This is a genomic window from Morganella sp. TYF_1 (assembly GCF_043105645.1).
Lineage (GTDB): Bacteria > Pseudomonadota > Gammaproteobacteria > Enterobacterales > Enterobacteriaceae > Morganella > Morganella morganii_B.
The window spans coordinates 334,477-355,968 of sequence record NZ_JBICLU010000018.1; the positions used below are offsets into that span (position 1 = coordinate 334,477).

Genomic DNA, 21,492 nt, shown 5'->3' on the forward strand with positions numbered 1-21,492 from the left:
ATCCCCCGTCAGTGATTATCAGAAAATACGATGGCTGCCATAACAGATCGCCGCAGAAACGGGCGCATTGTTATCAGCCCTCAATCGCCTCGCGCAGTTTTTTCATGGCATTTTTTTCCAGCTGACGGACGCGCTCGGCGGAAACGCCGTATTTGTCCGCCAGTTCCTGGAGGGTGGTTTTGCTGTCATCATCCAGCCAGCGGGCACGGATAATGTCACGGCTGCGCTCGTCCAGTGAATCAATCGCCAGGGTGAGTTTGTCCGTGGCGTGGCTGTCCCAGTTATCTTCCTCAATTTCATCAGCGAAATCAGAGGATTTATCTTCCAGGAACAGTGCCGGTGCCACCACAGGGTGATCGCCGTCATCGTCATCAGACATATCAAATGCCATGTCCTGCGCCGCCATACGGGATTCCATTTCCAGCACATCTTTGCTGGTCACCCCCAGCTCTTTCGCCACCATTTCCACTTCATCCTGGTTAAACCAGCCGAGGCGTTTTTTGGATTTACGCAGATTAAAAAACAGTTTGCGCTGTGCTTTGGTGGTGGCAATTTTGACGATGCGCCAGTTACGCAGCACATACTCATGAATTTCAGCTTTGATCCAGTGAACCGCAAACGATACCAGGCGCACACCCATTTCCGGGTTAAAGCGGCGCACGGCTTTCATCAGCCCGATGTTGCCTTCCTGGATAAGATCCGCCTGAGGCAGGCCATAACCTGAATAACTGCGGGCGACATGGATAACAAACCGCAGATGCGACATGATCAGTTTTTTCGCGGCCTCAAGGTCGCCGTCATAATACAGACGCTCAGCCAGCTCTTTTTCTTCTTCGGCTGTCAGCATCGGATACTGGTTAGCTGCCCGGATATAGGCCTCAATGCTCCCTTGCGGAACTAAAACAGGGAATTGCGTATCTTTAGTCATTCAGTCCTCAGTACAAATAAAAATGACGTCGGCAGACGATAATAGTGAACAGTGTACAACACAGGACAGAGTTACGCCTATCACTTAGTGCCGGCGCTGTCATTTGATTGAATGTAAACCGGTGATGCGGGATATCCGGCGGGGTAATGCCCCGCCGGATAATAAGACCGTTACTGTGGCATAAAATTCCGTAAATGACGGACAGTTGCCAGCCAGGCAGCTATCCAGCCAATCATACCGGACACCAGCACAATCAGCAGCGCTTCGTCCCAGTCCAGCCCGGTCAGTGTAAATGTGGTCCCGAAAATTTTGGAGACACCGGTCACCACATCCCCCAGTTTCCAGACCAGCAATGCGGACAACACCAGTGACAGCACTGCGCCGAACGCCCCGAGCAACATACCGCCGTTGAGGAACGGACGCAAAATAAAACCGTCTGTTGCGCCGATCAGTTTCATCACATTGATGGTTTCGCGGCGGCTGAAAATATTGAGCCGTACACTGTTGCCGATCACCAGGAACAGCGCCACAACCATCAGCACCCCGATCAGGGAAGCTATCTGCCCCACCAGGCCGGTCAGTGCCGCCAGCCGGGCAAACCAGCTGTCATCCATCCGTACCTCATCAATCCCGGACAGTGCCGTGACGCGATCACGCAGGGTTGAGAGCGTGCCGCTGCTCTGCATATCCACTTTCGGGGTGACAATCGCCACCGCCGGCAGCGGGTTCTCTTCCAGCATATCCAGTGCGGTACTGAAGCCGGACCAGGCACGGAATTCGGTTATTGCCTGGTCACGGGAGAGATAATTGACACTCTCCACGCCATCGAGCGCTTTCAGCTCGTCCGCCAGTTTCTGCCCGCCCTGTTCATCCAGACCTTTATCCAGATAAACGGTCAGCTGCGGTGTCGGATACCACTGTTGCGCCGCATGGCTGACGTTTTTCCAGACGATATAAAAGACACTCGGCAGTGTCAGGGAAATCGCAATCACCATCACTGTCAGCAGTGTTGACAGCGGCTGGCGCAGCATATCGCCCAGCGTGTTTACCCACGCATGCCGCCACTGTTCCCGCCAGCCGCCTTTCAGGGCTTTGGCTTTGGACGGCATTTTTTTTGCCGGTTTACGCGGTTGCTTAACCATGATGACCTCCCGCCATGCGTCCCTGACTCAGCGTCAGCACGCGGTAATTGCGCCGTTCAATCAGCATGATATCGTGCGTTGCCATCAGAACAGTGACCCCCACACGGTTAAACTCTTCAAACAGCCGTAAAATGCCTTCTGACAGTTCACTGTCCAGGTTACCGGTCGGTTCATCCGCCAGCAGTACCATTGGTTTATTTACCACGGCACGGGCAATGCCCACGCGCTGCTGTTCACCGCCGGAGAGCTGTACCGGGAAGTTACGGGCCTTATCCAGCAGACCGACTTTATCCAGCGCGGCACTGACGCGGCGGCGGATATCTTCCGGGCTGGCACCGGCAATGATCAGCGGCATCGCCACATTGTCATATACCGTGCGATCCAGCAGCAGATGGTGATCCTGAAAAATCATGCCGATTTGGCGGCGCAGGAAAGGCACTTCACGGTTTTTCAGACGGCTGATATTGTGGCCGTCAAATAAAATGGTGCCGTCACTGGGTCGCTCAATCCCACAAATCAGTTTCAGCAGGGTACTCTTCCCTGCGCCGGAATGGCCGGTCAGGAAGACCATCTCCGCCGGGCGGATATGGAAATCCACCCCCTGGAGCGCCTGACGACCGCCTAAATAGGCTTTACTGACGTGTTCAAAGCGAATCATGGATGATTAATCCTCCCGGGCAAAAAGTGCCTCAATAAAATCACCGGCTTTGAAAGGACGCAGATCTTCAATACCCTCACCCACCCCGATATACCGGATAGGAATACCGAACTGGTCTGCGATGGCAAAGATCACACCACCTTTCGCCGTTCCGTCAAGTTTGGTCAGAGTCAGCCCGGTCAGGCCGACCGCTTCATTAAAGAGACGCGCCTGGCTGACAGCGTTCTGTCCGGTGCTGGCATCTAATGTCAGCATAATCTCATGCGGGGCATCTTCATCGAGTTTTTTCATCACCCGCACGATTTTCTTGAGTTCTTCCATCAGGTGCGCTTTATTCTGTAAACGCCCTGCGGTGTCGGCAATCAGCACATCCACCCCTTTGGCTTTGGCGGACTGGATGGCATCAAAAATCACCGAGGCCGGGTCCGCGCCGGTGTGCTGCGCCACGACCGGGATATTGTTGCGCTCGCCCCAGACCTGGAGCTGTTCCACCGCAGCGGCACGGAAGGTATCTCCGGCAGCCAGCATGACAGATTTACCCTGAGCCTGATACTGACGCGCCATTTTACCGATGGTGGTGGTTTTACCGACACCATTGACGCCGACCATCAGGATCACATACGGTTTTTTATCTCCAATTTCCAGCGGCTTATCGACGGTTGCCAGGATCTCGCCCATTTCTTCGCGCAGTTTAACATATAAGGCTTCCGCATCTTTCAGATCACGGCGGCTGGCATGCTGAGTCAGACTGGTGATGATCTTGCGGGTGGTTTCCACACCGACATCTGCCACCAGTAACTGTTCTTCCAGTTCTTCAAACAGATCGTCATCGATCTTTTTACCACGGAAGATCCCGAAGAAACCGGAGCCGATATTCTCACGGGTGCGTACCAGACTGCGTTTCAGACGGGCAAAGAACCCTTCTTTTGCCGGTCTTTCCTGTGTCTCTGCCTGGGCCGGCGACTCATTTTCAACCAGTACCGCGTCCTGTGCTTCCGCTTCAGCTTCCGCGAGACGGCGGGCTTCTTCCTCTTGCGCAAGGCGCTGTTCTTCCGCCAGACGCGCCTGTTCAGCGGCTTCGGCGTCACGCTGTTTCTGCTCCAGCGCTAAACGCTGTTGCTCTGCGGCTTCTTCTTCCGCCCGGCGTTTATCTTCAGCGATACGCTGCTGTTTTGCCGCTTCCGCATCACGCAGTGCCTGCGCCTGCGCGCGGCGCTGTTCTTCTTGCGCGCGCTGCTGCTCTGCGGCCTGTTCTTCTGCCAGCCGTTTTTCTTCCGCGATACGCTGCTGTTTTGCCGCTTCCGCATCACGCAGTGCCTGCTCTTGCGCACGGCGCTGTTCTTCTTCCGCACGGCGCTGTGCCGCGGCCTGTTCTTCCGCCTGACGTTTTTCTTCCGCGATACGCTGTTGTTTCGCAATTTCCGCGTCACGCAGTGCCTGCTCTTTCAGGCGGCGCTGTTCTTCTTCCGCGCGCTGCTGTTCAGCTGCCTGTTCTTCAGCCAGCCGTTTTTCTTCCGCGATACGCTGTTGTTTTGCGGTTTCCGCATCACGCAGTGCCTGCTCTTTCAGACGGCGCTGTTCTTCTTCCGCACGCTGCTGCTCTGCCGCCTGTGCTTCCGCCAGCCGTTTTTCTTCTGCCAGACGCTGCTGTTTAGCGGTTTCCGCATCACGCAGTGCCTGCTCCTTCAGACGGCGCTGTTCTTCTTCCGCACGCTGCTGCTCTGCCGCCTGCGCTTCCGCCAGACGTTTTTCTTCTGCCAGACGCTGCTGTTCGGTGATTTCAGCATTGCGGCGCGCCTGCTCCTGTGCAAAGCGCTGCTGTTCCGCCGCTTCTGCATCACGGCGGGTCTGCGCTTCTGCCTGACGGATCTGTTCAGCCGCTTCCGCGTCACGACGGGCCTGTTCTTCCGCCTGACGGGCTTTTTCAGCCGCTTCGGCATCACGGCGGGCCTGCTCTTCCGCTAAACGTGCCTGTTCAGCCGCTTCGGCATCACGACGGGCCTGTTCTTCCGCCTGACGGGCGTCTTCCGCCGCTTCTTCATCACGACGCGCCTGCTCTTCCGCCTGACGGGCTTCTTCTGCTGCTTCTTCATCACGACGCGCCTGCTCTTCCGCTAAACGCGCCTGTTCTTCCTGTGCTGCCTGTTCGTCATCTTTACGACCAAAACCCAGCCAGGAAAAAAAACCTTTTTTCTTCTCTTTTGCCACAGCCACTATACTCCTTGCATACTGCCACCCGTCACCTTCCGGCACGGTATGTCCGGAAAATCCTGAGCAGATATGGCGTCTTTATCATCATTAGTTGCAAATCAGACGCAGTCTATCATTTCACAGGATGGTTGCGCATCGGCTTTCCGTAATTTCATATTAAATTTAAACGAATTCTTACAAAACCTGCGTATAATATTCCGCTGTTTTCCTGTCTGTTATTCATATTTCTGAATTAATAATTTCAGAATTAATAAGTTACGAAGGTTATGGTTAAAAAAGCTCAAACCGCACCACAAGGGCAGATCCGCATTATCGCCGGTCTCTGGCGCGGACGTAAACTGCCGGTTCTGACACATGACGGCCTGCGCCCGACCACGGATCGCGTGCGCGAAACCCTGTTTAACTGGCTGATGCCGGTAATTAACGGCGCGCGCTGTCTTGATGCGTTCGCAGGCAGCGGCGCACTCGGTTTTGAGGCACTTTCCCGCTATGCCTCTGCCGTGACATTTACGGAACTCAACCGCGCCGTTGCAGCTCAGATCAGCGCCAATGCCCGTCTGCTCAACTGTGAACAGGCCACTGTCGTTAATCAGAGTGCCCTGCAGTTTCTGGCGCAGCCGGGAACGCCGTTTGATGTGGTGTTTCTCGACCCGCCGTTCCGTAAAGGGCTGCTTCAGGAAACCGTTGATTTACTGGAGACAAACAACTGGCTCAGTCCGGAGGCAATGATCTACATTGAAGCCGAGGCGGAATCAGACACACTGGTTGTTCCGGGTAACTGGGTGTGCCACCGGGAGAAGGTGGCCGGCCAGGTTGCATATCGTCTTTATCTGCGTCAGACGCAGACGACTGAACAGGAGTCCGTATGTTCCTGATTAATATTGGCCGCATACTGATGCTGGCTGTCTGGGGTTTTCTGATTTTCAGCCTGGTGCATCCGTTCCCGAAACCGCTGAATATCTTTATGCATATCGCCACCTTTTTTATGGTGGTGATGCACGGGCTGCTGATGGCGCTGTTTAATGCCGGTCAGCCGCAGGATAAAAAACTGACCGCCGCCGGTAAAGTGCGCGTCTTTTTATTCGGTGTGTTTGAACTGCTCGCCCTGCTGCGCCGCCAGCAGGCAGAACTGAAAGATCAGGATAAACCCTGATCAGCGCAGCGGCTCATAACGGATAAACCTCGTCCCCTGCATTGACAGCGTTCCGCGTGAATGCAGGGTAATCGCCTTATATTCATCCTCTTTGATGTACACCACAATGGGTTTCCCCGACAGCGGCGTGAAATGCACCTCATAACGGAAGGTTTCCGGGAAAACCACATCCCGCTCACGGGAGCGCATATTCGGGTACGGATAATCCTTTTTCTCTGTCACCGTGACCTGATATGCCGCCACCGCAGCGTGGTCATTTATCTCATTTTGTTTGCGCTGTTCAAAGAAGCGGCGGGTCGCCAGGATAATAATCAAAGCAGCGACAATAAAACCTAACAAACCGAATTTATTCATGAGTATGGTTGTTTTCCTGCAATCTGGTTGATCGTGTTCTGTAAATACGGGATATTATCAAATATTCAGGTGTTAATCGCCATCAACATACCTCAAGGACACCCTATGAATTGGCCATTTATTGCTGTACTTTTTTCCGGCTGGCTCTATATCGACGCCGCCTACCGGGGACCAAACTGGCAGCGCTGGGTTTTCCGTCCCGTCACCCTGCTGCTGTTGCTGCTGTGGGCGTGGAGCGGGGATTACGGGCTGGATATCTCCGGGTATCTGGTGTGTGTCGGGCTGTTAGTGGCTATTGTCTCCGATACCATCCGCCTGGTTGCTGATAATAAAATCGACCTGTCGCTGTATACCAGTGCTGTGTTTTATCTGCTCTATGCCCTGAGTTTCGCCCTGCTCAATAATTTTACCTTCTATATTCCGCTGATGATTGCCATGCCGGTGATTGCCATCGCGGTACTTGCGCTGCTCTGGTACAAACTCGGCGATCATAAAGTACCGGTGCTGACAGCACTGCTCAGTGCGCTGGTGATGGGCTGGCTTGCCGGAGAGCAGTTCTTCGGGCTGGGTACCGATTACAACTTCTCCCTGATGATCGGGGCATTCTGTCTGGTGCTGAACCTGATCCTCTGGCTGATCAACCGCTTCCTGTTTACCTTTAAACTGGCAAAAGCGATTTACTCCACCTTCTATTTCCTCGGGCATTTCCTGATTGTCCGTGCCATCACGCTGATGTAATTCTGCTTCTGACAACAGGAGCGCACAATTTGCCAATAATTATGCGCCCCTGTTGTTGACTCTGGAGTAGACTCCAATGTGTACACTTCCTGTTAATGAGAAAAATTAACATCAACTCACCGTTGAACAGGGAGGTGTTTATGCACCCTAACAAAGAACATCATGAGCATACTCACAGCAGCAGCTGCTGCGGCAGCAAATCTGCCTGCACCACCGGCGGAAAAAGTGAGTCACAGGCTCATCAGCCACACGCCACTGCCACACACGATCACAGTGAGCATGAACATCCGGAACACGACGACGATGAGTCCCGTGCGCATGGTCATGCCCCGCACGATCATGCGCATTCTGAACACGACCATGACCACACCGGTCATGAACACGCACACGGCAGCTGCTGTTCACACGATCACGCCGCCGCCGATGATACCGCGCCGCCTGAATTAAGCGGCAGCCAGCGTTACAACTGGCAGGTGGAAGGGATGGACTGCCCGAGCTGTGCGCGCAAGATTGAAACTGCCGTTCTGAAAATTGCGGCGGTCACCCAGGCAAAAGTGATGTTTGCCACGGAAAAACTGGTGGTGGATGCTGCCGGGGATGTCCGCGCGGATGTGACCAGTGCCGTGCAGCAGGCCGGATTTGTCCTATGGGATCTGAACGGCGGCAGTGCCGCACCGAAGAAAAAAGAAGAGCAGAGCCTGCTGAAACAGGCAACACCGATGCTGATTCTTGCGGTGCTGATTGCACTCAGCTATGCGCTGGAGTTTGTAAATCCGGTGCTGGGCAAATACGCCTTTATCGCCTCAACGCTGATCGGGCTGTTCCCGATCGCCAAAAGCGCGCTGCGTCTTATCCGCTCCGGTACGCCGTTTGCGATTGAAACGCTGATGACGGTCGCGGCAGTCGGTGCCATTGTGATCGGTGCCACTGAAGAAGCAGCCATGGTTATCCTGCTGTTCCTGCTGGGCGAAATGCTGGAATCCTATGCGGCAGGCCGCGCTCGGCGGGGTGTCAGCGCGCTGATGGCACTGGTGCCGGAAGATGCGGTGGTGATTAAGGACGGGCAGAAAGTCTCCGTACCGGTTGCACAGCTGCGTCCCGGTGACATTATTGAAATCGCACCGGGCGGACGCCTGCCGACAGATGCTGAGCTGCTCAGTGAGTTTGCGAGCTTTGACGAAAGTGCCCTGACCGGGGAATCCGTCCCGGTTGAGCGGGCACAGGGTGAAAAAGTGGCCGCCGGTTCGCTGTCAGTGGATCGCGCAGTGCAGATGAAAGTGGTCTCCGAGCAGGGCCAGAACGCCATCGACCGCATTCTGACACTGATCGAGGAAGCGGAAGAGCGCCGGGCACCAATCGAGCGCTTTATCGACCGCTTCAGCCGTTACTATACGCCGATGATCATGCTGTTCTCTGCCCTGGTGATTGTCATTCCGCCGCTGTTTATGGGACAGGAATGGTATCCGTGGATCTACCGGGGTCTGACACTGCTGCTGATTGGTTGTCCGTGTGCGCTGGTTATCTCCACCCCGGCGGCAATCACCTCCGCGCTGGCTGCCGCCACCCGCCGTGGTGCGCTGATCAAAGGCGGTGCCGCACTGGAGCAGCTGGGTACCGTGACCACTGTCGCACTGGATAAAACCGGTACGCTGACAGAAGGTAAACCACAGGTGACTGATATTGTTGCCCTGAATAATCACAGTGATGCCGATGTGCTGATGTTTGCCTCTGCCGTGGAAAGCGGGTCACATCATCCGTTAGCCAAAGCGATTCTGGAGCGTACTGAGGCTCACGGGCTGACCATCACCGAAGCGGAAAACCGCAAAGCCCATGCCGGTAAAGGGGTTGACGGGGTTCTCAACGGTGTGACCATCCTGGTCAGCGCACCGGGCAAACTGGCTGACGGTCTGCTGACAGAAGCCGCTGCGGCAGACGTCACCCGGCTGGAAAATGAAGGGAAAACGGTCGTTGCTGTGGTTGCAGGCAACCAGCTGACCGGACTTATCGCCATGCAGGATACGCTGCGCAGTGATGCCATTGAGGCCATCGGCCAGCTGAAAGCGATGGGTGTCAGCGCCGTGATGCTGACCGGGGATAACCCGCGTGCAGCCGCCGCTATCGCCGGTACCATCGGCATGGATTTCCGCGCCGGACTGATGCCGGAAGATAAAGTCAAAGCGGTGATGGCGCTGAATAACGATCATCACACCATGATGGTCGGCGACGGTATCAATGATGCCCCGGCAATGAAAGCGGCCGGTATCGGGGTTGCCATGGGCAGCGGGACCGATGTGGCATTGGAAACCGCCGATGCCGCACTGACTCACAACCGCCTGACCGGTATTGCCGAAGTGATCACGCTGTCACGGGCTACCCGTAAGATCATCCGCGAGAACATTACTATCGCGCTGGGGCTGAAAGCGGTGTTCCTGGTCACCACTCTGATGGGGCTGACCGGCCTGTGGGTTGCGGTTCTGGCTGACTCCGGAGCAACCGCACTGGTGACCGCCAACGCTGTCCGCCTGCTGCGGGTCATGAAAAAATAACCTCTGCGGATATACCAAAAGGCGTTTATGCATCAATGCCGGTCACACACGTGACCGGCATTATTTTTTTAACAGAATAATGTAGTCCGGTTATACGCAACGCTCTGCCTGCCTCCGGACTGAACACCCTTTCCGGGGTAGTGATGTATCCTGTATTTTTTTTTATAACACGGTTTTTTCCTGTTACATCACATAATGTTCATCCCGCCGAAGCATTATCATTTTTTAGCCGCCCCGGTAATATTTACTTATCATTTTATATTTTCTTTCGGTAGTATTTTCACTACTCCGGAATATTTCCGATTACTCTTAATTTTATAAAAATATATTTTTTCTGTTTTATCAGACTATTAATTTCTGTACACCACAATGCGTCTGTATTAATTACCTTTATTTTAATACAAGACCAATTCTTACGTAAAAATACGCGCTCACTTTAAGAGTGCTATTTCCGTTGTCTTTTTTAAAGACAGCAAAAGAATTAATCAAAAAAGGAATGGTTTGGATATGAATACTATTTACCGTATTGTATGGAGCAAGGTTCTTAATACCTGGGTTGTCGCCAGTGAACTGGCCAAGGGAAAACAGAAAACAGCATCAGGCCGCTCCCTGTCAATTGCACAGCATTCCGCTTCCCGCCTGAGCCGTTACTTTAAACTGCATTTTCTGGCGACCGCGATCCTGTCCGCATTTACCGCAATTCCTGCTTATGCAATCAGCCCTTCTGAGTGCGCGGCCAGCAGTTCCTGTGTCAGCGTATCCTCATTTACTGAATTAAGAAATGCGCTGACAACCGGTGATAAAACAACAATATTATTTCTTAACGATATTAAACTCACCGGTAACATTGATGTTAAACTGACAGAAAATACCAAACAAAACATTGTGATTGATGGTGGCGGATATAAACTTGACACCGGAACCTCTTCGTTTAACTTCAACAATCTTAATAATGCTAACTGGGCTAATGAAAGCACTTTCACAGTCAGTAATTTATCAGGCTTAGTGAGCTCAACGTCTATTGGTAATTACATTTTTAAAACCGACGCGAATGCATCAACAAAAATTAATATTATTCTGGATGATATCGGTTCGGTTACTGACAGTATGATCGCCGTTCTGGGCAATATGGGCAATGCTGTTGCTCAGAATACCAGCAGCGAACTGACCTTCGGTAATATAACATCCCCCGTTGCTCTGACCTTCGGCACCAACCATCAGCTTGCTCAGGCAAACAAAATTAATTTCACCGGTAAATTAACTATCAATGCCACGACAGGTTCCTACCCGGCCGTCTTCTGGTCGAATGCCTCTCCGGCGGAAAGTATCATTCGTTTTACCGCCGATGCCGATGTCAGTATAAAAACACCAAACCTGACCAATGGTGCAGGGTCAAGTAATAAGCATTATCAGTATCTGATGGACGATGGTGCAGCGTTTTCCTTAACATCCGATCAAAATATTTTTGGCAGTGATAATAACGGTCTTGTGCTGGGTTCCTATGACCCGGTTAATGGTTTTGGTAACGGGGTTTCACTCCGTATCGCGCGGTTCAACGGTACTAATTTTACTGCCGGTGACGGCGTCAGTAACAGCGGCGGTATCAGCACCGGATACGATAACGGCCCGACAGGAAATAAAGATGTGGTATTTAACCTGGCGGGCGGCTCACTGATTAATATCAGCGGTACAACAAGCAACGGTATTCTGGCAACGAAAACAGGTACAGGAAACAGCAGTAATATCTATCTTGCCTCCGGTGGTGAACTGATTACCGGAACCGGGATCAGCGCCGCACATGCCGGGAGCGGCAATATCGTACTGGAAAACAAAACCGGCGGTAAAATAACAGCGGTAACCGGTATAAAAGCAGTTCACAGCGGAACAGGTTCCGCATCACTGGAAAACCACGGTGATATTACCAGTACAGCGAACGGCATCAGCGTTTCATCAGCCAATCAGCAGACCGTCAATATTAATAATACCGGGGGTACGATCAATGCCACATCGGGGAATGCCGTTGAATCGTTGCTGAAAGCACAAATCAATATGCTCGGCGGTGTCATCAATACCAGTGGCAGCGCCACTGCGTTTAAACTGAATGATGGTACTCACCAGCTTACCGATATCACCGTTAATCTGAACGGCACCGGTAATATGTTTGCCAAAACGGCAGCGGCGCAGGCTGCCCTGACCGGTGTTACCCTGAATGTCCTCAACGGTACCGGGTTATCAGATATCAGCGGACTGACATTTAAAGCCGGTCAGAAGGGTAATAACACCATCAATGTGAACGGCTCCGGTACCGGTATTGCCCTGACTAACACCGCGTTATCCGGGCTGAACAGCGACGCACTGGATATCAACGTCAACGGTGCCGGTAACGGGATTGTTACTACCGGCGGTGGTGTTGATCTGAGCAACAGCAAACTGACCGTCAATGTGACCAGTCCGGAGGGAACGGCGCTGAGCATTGCCGACGGCAGCAGTAATATCACCACCATCGGTCAGAATATTCAGCTGAATGCCGCCGGTGCGACAGCACTGAGCTTTACCGGCACCGCCGGGCGTACACTGATCAATAACGGCACGATCGGCGGAGATGTGAAATTTGCCGGAAACGCCGCACAGACTATCACCAATAACGGCACACTTTCCGGTTCTCTGACCACCGGAAACGGTAACGATATACTGACGCTGGGTGCAGGCTCAAAAAGTACCGGCGCGATCAACCTGGGTAACGGCAATAACCAGGTAAACATTGATAACGGAGCAGATATCCACTCCGTCACAACCGGCAGCGGTGATGATATTTTCACACTGAACAATCTGACTCAGGGAAGTTCCTATCTGGGTGATATTGATTCGGGCAGCGGAAATAACACGCTTAACTTTAATCACTCCGCCGACACGCTGAAAAATGAAACCACACTGCGGGGATTCAGCAATATTAACCTGACTGACAGTGATATCACGCTGGCCGCTGACAGTAATATCAGCGGTGGTACGGTACTGCTGGATAAAAACAGTCAGCTTCAGTTCGGTAATACATTTAACGGTATTCTGAATGCCTCTCTCGGACACCTTGCTGCCGGTGACGGTAATGCGGTAGTGAGTAATAACGCGGCAGTCACATTAAGCAAAGCCAATACGTTTACAGGAAACTGGCTGATTGCTCAGGGCGGGACGCTGACTGCCGGCAACAGTAATCAGCTTGACGGAAGTTCACTGACGGTGGACGGTACGCTGAATCTGAGCGGAATCAGTGAGCTGAATAATGCACTGACCGGCAGCGGTAAACTGGCGGTTGACGGCGGCGGCAACAACTTCAGATTCGGAGCCCTTACCGGCAATGCGTATACCGGTCATGTACAACTGAAAAATGCCCTGTTTTCGCTTTCCGGCCAGAATACCCAATCACTGGCACACGCTTCTCTTACCAACAGCAGCGGAACCACCCTGACCATCGGAAACGGGGAACAGGCGGTCGGTAATCTGGATCTGAACGGCGGCAAAACGCAATTTACCGGGGACGGAAAAATTGCCACAGGAACATTAAACGTCAGCAGTAACGGCATTATTCAGGTTGATCCGTTACTGAATACCGCCGGTAATCTCCTGGATGCCGACACCGGAACAAACAGTCAGCTTATCAGCAGTAACAATACCCTGACGGCAGAAGAGCTGGCGCGGCTTTCCTTACAGGATCTGTCCGGAAATGCGCTGCAGAACAATGTGACATCAGCCGTTATTCAGAATGGTGAAACCGTGGCTGACGGCGTGTATAACTATGCCTTATCCGGCGCCGGAACGGGGCTGAGTCTGTCATCACAACTGGATAGTCTGACTCTGCTGACCGGCAAAATACTGACACTCTCCACACAAGGGGCGGTTAACAGCGATAAAGCCTTAACCGCACGCCTGAGCGGAGCCGGTGCCCTGGCAATTGACGCAGGTGCAGAAACACTCACCATCAATAATTCCGGTAATAATTATACCGGTAATACCCTTGTCCGTACGGGTACCCTGGCACTGGGCAGTGATAACGCCCTCGGTCAGACCTCATCACTGAATGTCAACGCTAACGCGGCAGCAAATCTGGCGGGTCATACTCAGACCACCGGCGCGCTGGAAAACGCCGGACTGGTGACGCTCGGTAATGGCGGCGTGCTCAACAGCGGTGCCATGAGCAACAGCGGCACCGTGGATCTCACCGGCGGGACGCTGAATCTCTCCGCCGGCGGCACCTCATCGGCGACCGGCGGCCTGACCGGTGACGGCATTCTCAGTGTCACCGGCGGGGATCTGTCTGTCTCAGCCGCCAACAGCAGTCTGGCAGGCACCACGCAGATCGGCAAAAACGCCTCCGTCACCCTGCGTGACAACGGCACCCTCGGCACGGCGGCGGTGGCTGTCACCGGCACCCTGAACCTGCTGGCGGATAATCTCACCCTGGTGAATGCCCTGAGCGGAAATGGTCAGGTCAGCACACAGGCCGCCGTCACCCTCAGCGGTGATAACCGCAGCTTTACCGGCGAACATCACCTGACCAGCAACGGCAAACTGACCGTATCGCAGGCACAAAACCTCGGCGCAGACAGTGCCGCAGTTCATCTGGATGCCGCCGGTGCCGGACTGGTTCTCAGTAAGCTGAGCGGCAGTATTCACAATGCGCTGTACGGCGTCAGCGGCACCACGGTGTCTGTCACCGGCGGCAGCAAGGCGGAGATGACCGCCGATAACAGCGGCTTCCTCGGTAACTGGCAGGTCAGCGGTGACAGCCTGCTGCGTGTGGCTGCCGGAAACAACCTCGGCAAAGACAGCAGTGTGAATCTGGCCGCCGCCGGCGATACCCTGCAACTGGCCGGTTATCAGGGCATTTTTGCCAACAATGTCAGCGGCAGCGGACTGCTCAGCCTGACCGACAGTGCCGCTGTCACCCTCGACAGCACACAGAAACTCGGGGCGGATCTGGCTGTGGGGATCGCGGACAACAGTGCCCTGACCCTCAGCGATCTGGCCGGGTTTGACCATGCCCTGACCGGCAGCGGCACCCTGAACATCAGCCGCCATAATGCGGCGGATACCTTTGATTTCGGCAGCAAAACCGGTACCGCATTTGCCGGGAATGTCAGCCTGAAAAACACCACCTTCGATCTGACTGCCGGTAATACCGCCGCACTGAGCAACGCCACGCTGACCGCCGGGACGGATAGCACTGTCCGCGCCGGACAGCAGGACAGTACGCTGCACAACCTGACCGTCGATGGCGGTACCCTGGAGTTTGAGGGCGGCGCACCGCAGTCCAAGGCCACCGGGATCATCAATGCTGATACGCTGGCGCTGAACAAAGGAACGGTTTCCGTATCCGGAACGGCGGAGTGGAATAACGAAGCACCGGCTCTCTCACTGCTGGAGCAGGATCGCGGTAATATCATGCAGACACTGATCAACGCCGGGCAGGTATCGGGCACCACTGCCGATATCGGTCTGGTGATCAACGGTGTGACGGTCGGCAGCGACAACCAGGCGGTACAGTCTGCGGTAAAACAGGACGGTACCACCGTGGCAAATGCCACACACAACTACGGATTATCAACCGCGAATAACAGCGGCGGTCACGGTCTGTTTGTAAAATATAAACTGAGCGCACTGGAACTGCTGACCGACGGAACAGATGCCCTGCGCCTGACGACAGAAGCCGGTGCAGACGCCAACCGGACGCTGAGTGCCCTGCTGACCGGCAGCGGCGGTTTGCAGGTTGATGCCTCACGCGGCGCACTGACCCTGGCCAACAGCAACAACAGTTACCGCGGCATCACCACCGTCACCGCCGGGATACTGAAACTCGGGGCAGACAATGCCCTCGGTCAGACCTCATCGCTGAAGGTGAATACCGGCGCGGCAGCAAATCTGGCGGGTCATACCCAGACTACCGGCGCGCTGGAAAACGCCGGACTGGCGACACTCGGTAATGGCGGCGTGCTCAACAGCGGTGCCATGAGCAACAGCGGCACCGTGGATCTCACCGGCGGGACGCTGAATCTCTCCGCCGGCGGCACCTCATCGGCGACCGGCGGCCTGACCGGTGACGGCATTCTCAATGTCACCGGCGGCGATCTGTCTGTCTCAGCCGCCAACAGCAGTCTGGCAGGCACCACGCAGATCGGCAAAAATGCCTCCGTCACCCTGCGTGACAACGGCACCCTCGGCACGGCGGCGGTGGCTGTCACCGGCACCCTGAACCTGCTGGCGGATAACCTCACCCTGGTGAATGCCCTGAGCGGAAATGGTCAGGTCAGCACACAGGCCGCCGTCACCCTCAGCGGTGATAACCGCAGCTTTACCGGCGAACATCACCTGAACAGCAACGGCAAACTGACCGTATCGCAGGCACAAAACCTCGGCGCAGACAGTGCCACGGTTCATCTGGATGCCGCCGGTGCCGGACTGGTTCTCAGCAACCTGAGCGGCAGTATTCACAATGCGCTGTACGGCGTCAGCGGCACCACGGTGTCTGTCACAGGCGGCAGCAAGGCGGAGATGACCGCCGATAACAGCGGCTTCCTCGGTAACTGGCAGGTCAGCGGTGACAGCCTGCTGCGTGTGGCTGCCGGAAACAACCTCGGCAAAGACAGCAGTGTGAATCTGGCCGCCGCCGGAGATACCCTGCAACTGGCCGGTTATCAGGGCATTTTTGCCAACAATGTCAGCGGCAGCGGACTGCTCAGCCTGACCGACAGTGCCGCCGTCACTCTCGACAGCACACAGAAACTCGGGGCGGATCTGGCTGTGGGGATCGCGGACAACAGTGCCCTGACCCTCAGCGATCTGGCCGGGTTTGACCATGCCCTGACCGGCAGCGGCACCCTGAACATCAGCCGCCATAATGCGGCGGACACCTTTGATTTCGGCAGCAAAACCGGCACCGCATTTGCCGGGAATGTCAGCCTGAAAAACACCACCTTCGATCTGACTGCCGGTAATACCGCCGCGCTGAGCAACGCCACGCTGACCGCCGGGACGGACAGCACTGTCCGCGCCGGACAGCAGGACAGCACGCTGCACAACCTGACCGTCGATGGCGGTACCCTGGAGTTTGAGGGCGGCGCACCGCAATCCAAGGCCACCGGTATCATCAATGCCGATACACTGGCACTGAACAAAGGAACCGTCTCCGTATCCGGCACAGCAGAGTGGAACAATGAAACACCGGTCATTGCACCGGATCTGTCTCTGCTGGAGCAGGATCGCGGCAATATCATGCAGACACTGATCAACGCCGGACAGGTATCGGGCACCACCTCTGATATCGGTTTGGTGATCAACGGCGTGACTGTCGGCAGCGACAACCAGGCGGTACAGTCTGCGGTGAAACAGGACGGTACCACCGTGGCGAATGCTACACACAATTACGGACTGTCCACATCGGACAATAAGGGCGGCAACGGCCTGTTTGTGAAATACAGCCTGAGCGCACTGGAACTGCTGACCGACGGAACAGATGCCCTGCGCCTGACGACAGAAGCCGGTGCAGACGCCAACCGGACGCTGAATGCCCTGCTGACCGGCAGCGGCGGTTTGCAGGTTGATGCCTCACGCGGCGCACTGACCCTGGCTAACAGCAACAACAGTTACCGCGGCATCACCACCGTCACCGCCGGGATACTGAAACTCGGGGCAGACAATGCTCTCGGTCAGACCTCGTCGCTGAAGGTGAATACCGGCGCGGCAGCAAATCTGGCGGGTCATACCCAGACCACCGGCGCGCTGGAAAACGCCGGACTGGTGACACTCGGTAATGGCGGCGTGCTCAACAGCGGTGCCATGAGCAACAGCGGCACTGTGGATCTCACCGGCGGGACGCTGAATCTCTCCGCCGGCGGCACCTCATCGGCGACCGGCGGCCTGACCGGTAACGGCACTCTCAGTGTCACCGGCGGCGATCTGTCTGTCTCAGCCGCCAACAGCGGTCTGGCAGGCACCACGCAGATTGGCAAAAACGCCTCCGTCACCCTGCGTGACAACGGCACCCTCGGCACGGCGGCGGTGGCTGTCACCGGCACCCTGAACCTGCTGGCGGATAATCTCACCCTGGTGAATGCCCTGAGCGGAAATGGTCAGGTCAGCACACAGGCCGCCGTCACCCTCAGCGGTGATAACCGCAGCTTTACCGGCGAACATCACCTGACCAGCAACGGTAAACTGACCGTATCGCAGGCGCAAAACCTCGGCACAGACAGTGCCGCAGTTCATCTGGATGCCGCCGGTGCCGGACTGGTTCTCAGTAAGCTGAGCGGCAGTATTCACAATGCGCTGTACGGCGTCAGCGGCACCACGGTGTCTGTCACCGGCGGCAGCAAGGCGGAGATGACCGCCAATAACAGCGGCTTCCTCGGTAACTGGCTGGTCAGCGGTGACAGCCTGCTGCGTGTGGCTGCCGGAAACAACCTCGGCAAAGACAGCAGTGTGAATCTGGCCGCCGCCGGCGATACCCTGCAACTGGCCGGTTATCAGGGCATTTTTGCCAACAATGTCAGCGGCAGCGGACTGCTCAGCCTGACCGACAGTGCCGCTGTCACCCTCGACAGCACACAGAAACTCGGGGCGGATCTGGCTGTGGGGATCGCGGACAACAGTGCCCTGACCCTCAGCGATCTGGCCGGGTTTGACCATGCCCTGACCGGCAGCGGTACCCTGAATATCAGCCGTCATAATGCGTCAGATACCTTTGATTTCGGCAGCAAAACCGGCTCTGCGTTTGCCGGGAATGTCAGCCTGAAAAACACCGGGTTTGTTCTGGATAACCTGAATACAGCAGCGCTGACAAATGCAACCCTGATCCTTTCAGAAGGGAATATCACCTCCGTGTCCGACGGCGTGCAGAAAATCGGCGGCCTGGCCATGAACGGCGGTGCATTAGCCTTTAATCATATCACGGACTACAGCGGTGAATTCCGCTCAGAGGGCACGATTGAGGCAGGTACTATTGATGTTACCGGCGGCGGTGAAATCCGGGCTAAATTACCGGGTAACGTAACCCCGGGACTGGAAGGTATGTCGCTTCTGGAACTGGATGAAGGATCGGTCATTGTCAGTCTGGCCTCCGGACAGGCGAAAGGTTCGGGCAGTGAGCTGACGCTGACCGATGAAAATGGTCAGCCACTGAGTCAGGATGTCTATGCGAATGTGTCAAATACCGGCTCAACAGTCACATCGGCAAAAGGCACATTTAATTACGGACTGACAACCGGGGCGAAGTATGACGGCCTTTATATCAACTACGGTCTGAAAGCCCTGGAACTGCTGGCCACCGGCGATGATGCACTGAAACTGGAAGCCACTGCCGCCAAAAACGGTACGCAGTCCAACGGGCTTTCCGCACTGGTATCCGGCAGCGGAGACCTGGTATTTGCAGCGGTTGATGACAACGCGGTAGCCTCTCTGTCGAACGGCAAAAACAGCTACACCGGTGCGACCCTTGTCCGTAAAGGGCATCTTCGTGCCGATGCGGACGATGCGCTGGGACAGACATCCGAACTGGCACTGGCAGACGGAACATCTGCGGATATGAATCAGACACGCCAGACCATCGGCGCATTAAATACAGCGGAAGGCAGTACACTGCTGCTGAATGACGGTCATCTGACGATTCAGAACGGCGGAACAGCAGCCGGACAACTCAGCGGTAAAGGTGAACTGACCCTGAACGGCGGCGAACTGACGCTTGCTCAGGCAAACACAGCACTCAATGCCGTTGTGAATATTGCCGCAGCCGCACAGGCTAATCTGAACACAGTGAACGGACTGGGAAGCGGCGATATCCGCAATGACGGTAAACTGGTTCTCAGTAATACACAGGGAAATTTCACCAATAATCTCAGCGGACAGACCGGCCGGGTGGATTTAACCAATAACAGTGCCGTTTATCTGAGTGGTGATAACCGTCAGTACAGCGGCCTGTTCTCGACCACCGCAGGATCATCGCTTACCGCTTCGCATGCCGATCAGCTCGGAAACAGCAGCGTGCAGAATGACGGGGTATTGCATCTGAACACAGATACCACCTGGGCCTTTACCAATCAGGTCAGCGGCAGCGGTGACATTATTAAGAACGGCAAAGGCACGCTGCAACTGACTGACAGCCATGTGTCCGCGGGTAACACACTGGTCGAAAACGGATTATTACAGTTAGGCGGTGATAAGCCGGTCACATCAGTCACTGTCGGCGATATGGATGGTTATCGTAATCCGGTCGTCACGGTGGTAAATAATGTTGTCAGTCTGACCAGTAACGTTTCTGTCAGCAGTCAGGGCGCCATCGGCGGTTACGGACGTGTCAACGGCAATGTCAGTAACGCCGGGCGCATCATCATGCCACATGCACTGACCGGAAACAGTTTTGCTGATTTCACCATTAACGGTAACTACAGTGGTAAAGACGGCAGCAGGCTGATTTTTGATACGGTGCTGGCCGGTGATAATGCCGCGACAGACCGCCTGGTGATCACCGGTAATGCGGACGGCAGCAGTAAAGTCACTGTTCATAATATCGGCGGTCACGGTGGTGATACGGCTGACGGTATTAAGATTATTGATATTGCCGGGCAGTCCGGCGCGAACTTTGAGCTGGAAGGCCGGGTGGTTGCCGGTGCTTATGAATATCATCTGTATCAGGGCAGTACGTCAGCACCGGGTGACGGCAACTGGTATTTACGTACTGAAAATCCGGATCGTCCGGAAGCCGGAAGCTACACCGCAAACCTGGCGGCGGCAAATACGATGTTTGTCAGCAGTATGGCTGACCGCAGCGGCGAAACCCTGTATACCGACATCATGACCGGAGAGAAAAAATCAACCTCCATGTGGTTACGTACCGCGGGCAGTCATAATCGTTCCCGGGATAACAGCGGTACGCTGAAAACACAGGATAACCGTTTTGTGACACAGTTTGGCGGTGATGTGGCCCGGTGGAGCGGTAATGGCAGTGATCTGTGGCGTACCGGCCTGATGGCCGGTTATGCCCGCAGCCATAACTCGTCGGTGACTTCCGGCAGCAACGCCCGCTCAAAAGGGACCAGTGACGGCTATAATATCGGCCTGTACGGCACCTGGTTTGCGGACAGTCAGACCCGCACCGGCGCTTACGCGGATAGCTGGGTACAGTACAGCTGGTTCCGTAACGAAGTGAACGGTGAAGGACTGGACACCGAGAAGTATGATTCCAAAGGCTTCACCGCCTCGCTTGAAGGGGGTTATATCCTGAAAGCGGGCAAAAGTCAGAATCACCAGTTCTGGGTTCAGCCAAAAGCACAGGCTGTCTGGATGGGCGTCAAAGCCGATGATCATACCGAAGCGTCGAATACCCGTATCTCCGGTAACGGTGACGGTAATATTCAGACCCGGCTGGGTGTCAAAGCCTTTATGACATCATCACCGCAGGAAGGCGGAGAGAACGATCAACTGTTCAAACCGTATGCTGAACTGACCTGGGTTCATAACAGCAAAGATTTCGGTACAACACTGACCCATGAAACCACCGGCAGTTATACGGTGAAACAAGGGGGTGCCGCGAATATTGCAGAAGTGAAACTGGGAATGGAAGGTAACGCCTCTCCGCAACTGAATATGTGGGGGAACGTGACACAGCAGGTCGGGGATAAAGGTTACAGTGATACCGCCGTTATGCTCGGTGTGAAATATAATTTCTGATAAGCGCGCCGTAACCGCAAACTGAAACGCCCCCGGTAACCGGGGGCTTT

At 55.0% G+C, this 21,492-nt stretch carries 10 protein-coding genes; 5 read left to right on the top strand and 5 right to left on the bottom strand.

Annotation, left to right across the window (positions count from 1 at the left end; translation table 11 throughout):
* Nucleotides 1–73: 73 nt before the first annotated feature.
* The 4 genes from rpoH to ftsY form a co-directional block, all read right to left on the bottom strand.
* The gene (gene rpoH / locus ACF8OF_RS10780; protein ID WP_025151894.1) at nucleotides 74–928 is read right to left on the bottom strand and encodes an RNA polymerase sigma factor RpoH; all 855 of its coding nucleotides are present in this window, start codon (nucleotides 926–928) and stop codon (nucleotides 74–76) included.
* Between the two features lie 170 nt (nucleotides 929–1,098).
* A complete protein-coding gene (gene ftsX / locus ACF8OF_RS10785; RefSeq protein WP_392496582.1) occupies nucleotides 1,099–2,070 on the bottom strand; it encodes a permease-like cell division protein FtsX in 972 nt (323 codons plus the stop codon).
* Nucleotides 2,063–2,728, bottom strand: coding sequence for a cell division ATP-binding protein FtsE (gene ftsE / locus ACF8OF_RS10790; RefSeq protein ID WP_004236250.1), 666 nt, complete (start codon nucleotides 2,726–2,728; stop codon nucleotides 2,063–2,065). Before ftsE ends, ftsX begins: the two co-directional genes overlap by 8 nt.
* Nucleotides 2,729–2,734: 6 nt before the next feature.
* Nucleotides 2,735–4,936, bottom strand: a complete 2,202-nt coding sequence (gene ftsY / locus ACF8OF_RS10795) for a signal recognition particle-docking protein FtsY (protein ID WP_392496622.1) — start codon at nucleotides 4,934–4,936, stop codon at nucleotides 2,735–2,737.
* Between the two features lie 269 nt (nucleotides 4,937–5,205).
* Here ftsY and rsmD point away from each other — a divergent pair, with 269 nt between their 5' ends.
* Nucleotides 5,206–5,814 (top strand): 16S rRNA (guanine(966)-N(2))-methyltransferase, encoded by a 609-nt coding sequence (rsmD, locus tag ACF8OF_RS10800; protein ID WP_392496584.1) that lies wholly within the window; start codon nucleotides 5,206–5,208, stop codon nucleotides 5,812–5,814.
* Nucleotides 5,805–6,092, top strand: coding sequence for a DUF1145 family protein (locus ACF8OF_RS10805; protein WP_025151899.1), 288 nt, complete (start codon nucleotides 5,805–5,807; stop codon nucleotides 6,090–6,092). Before rsmD ends, ACF8OF_RS10805 begins: the two co-directional genes overlap by 10 nt.
* Here ACF8OF_RS10805 and ACF8OF_RS10810 read toward each other — a convergent pair whose 3' ends face one another.
* Nucleotides 6,093–6,446: a DUF2500 domain-containing protein gene (locus tag ACF8OF_RS10810; RefSeq protein WP_262860841.1), complete on the bottom strand. Its 354-nt coding sequence runs from the start codon at nucleotides 6,444–6,446 to the stop codon at nucleotides 6,093–6,095.
* 105 nt (nucleotides 6,447–6,551) lie between these two features.
* Here ACF8OF_RS10810 and ACF8OF_RS10815 point away from each other — a divergent pair, with 105 nt between their 5' ends.
* From ACF8OF_RS10815 to ACF8OF_RS10825, 3 genes are all read left to right on the top strand, one after another.
* Entirely contained in the window at nucleotides 6,552–7,184 is a 633-nt protein-coding gene (locus tag ACF8OF_RS10815; RefSeq protein ID WP_262860840.1) for a lysoplasmalogenase, read from the top strand.
* A 140-nt stretch (nucleotides 7,185–7,324) separates the two neighbouring features.
* Nucleotides 7,325–9,730, top strand: a complete 2,406-nt coding sequence (locus ACF8OF_RS10820) for a zinc/cadmium/mercury/lead-transporting ATPase (RefSeq protein ID WP_392496587.1) — start codon at nucleotides 7,325–7,327, stop codon at nucleotides 9,728–9,730.
* Nucleotides 9,731–10,237: 507 nt separating this feature from the next.
* A complete protein-coding gene (locus tag ACF8OF_RS10825) occupies nucleotides 10,238–21,442 on the top strand; it encodes an autotransporter outer membrane beta-barrel domain-containing protein (protein ID WP_392496589.1) in 11,205 nt (3,734 codons plus the stop codon).
* Nucleotides 21,443–21,492: the final 50 nt, after the last annotated feature.

Excerpts from the sequence above, each read along its gene's own strand:
- rpoH (WP_025151894.1), bottom strand. The coding sequence starts at position 928 with ATGACTAAAGATACGCAATTCCCTGTTTTAGTTCCGCAAGGGAGCATT.
- ftsX (WP_392496582.1), bottom strand. The coding sequence starts at position 2,070 with ATGGTTAAGCAACCGCGTAAACCGGCAAAAAAAATGCCGTCCAAAGCC.
- ftsE (WP_004236250.1), bottom strand. The coding sequence starts at position 2,728 with ATGATTCGCTTTGAACACGTCAGTAAAGCCTATTTAGGCGGTCGTCAG.
- rsmD (WP_392496584.1), top strand. The coding sequence starts at position 5,206 with ATGGTTAAAAAAGCTCAAACCGCACCACAAGGGCAGATCCGCATTATC.
- ACF8OF_RS10805 (WP_025151899.1), top strand. The coding sequence starts at position 5,805 with ATGTTCCTGATTAATATTGGCCGCATACTGATGCTGGCTGTCTGGGGT.
- ACF8OF_RS10810 (WP_262860841.1), bottom strand. The coding sequence starts at position 6,446 with ATGAATAAATTCGGTTTGTTAGGTTTTATTGTCGCTGCTTTGATTATT.
- ACF8OF_RS10815 (WP_262860840.1), top strand. The coding sequence starts at position 6,552 with ATGAATTGGCCATTTATTGCTGTACTTTTTTCCGGCTGGCTCTATATC.
- ACF8OF_RS10820 (WP_392496587.1), top strand. The coding sequence starts at position 7,325 with ATGCACCCTAACAAAGAACATCATGAGCATACTCACAGCAGCAGCTGC.
- ACF8OF_RS10825 (WP_392496589.1), top strand. The coding sequence starts at position 10,238 with ATGAATACTATTTACCGTATTGTATGGAGCAAGGTTCTTAATACCTGG.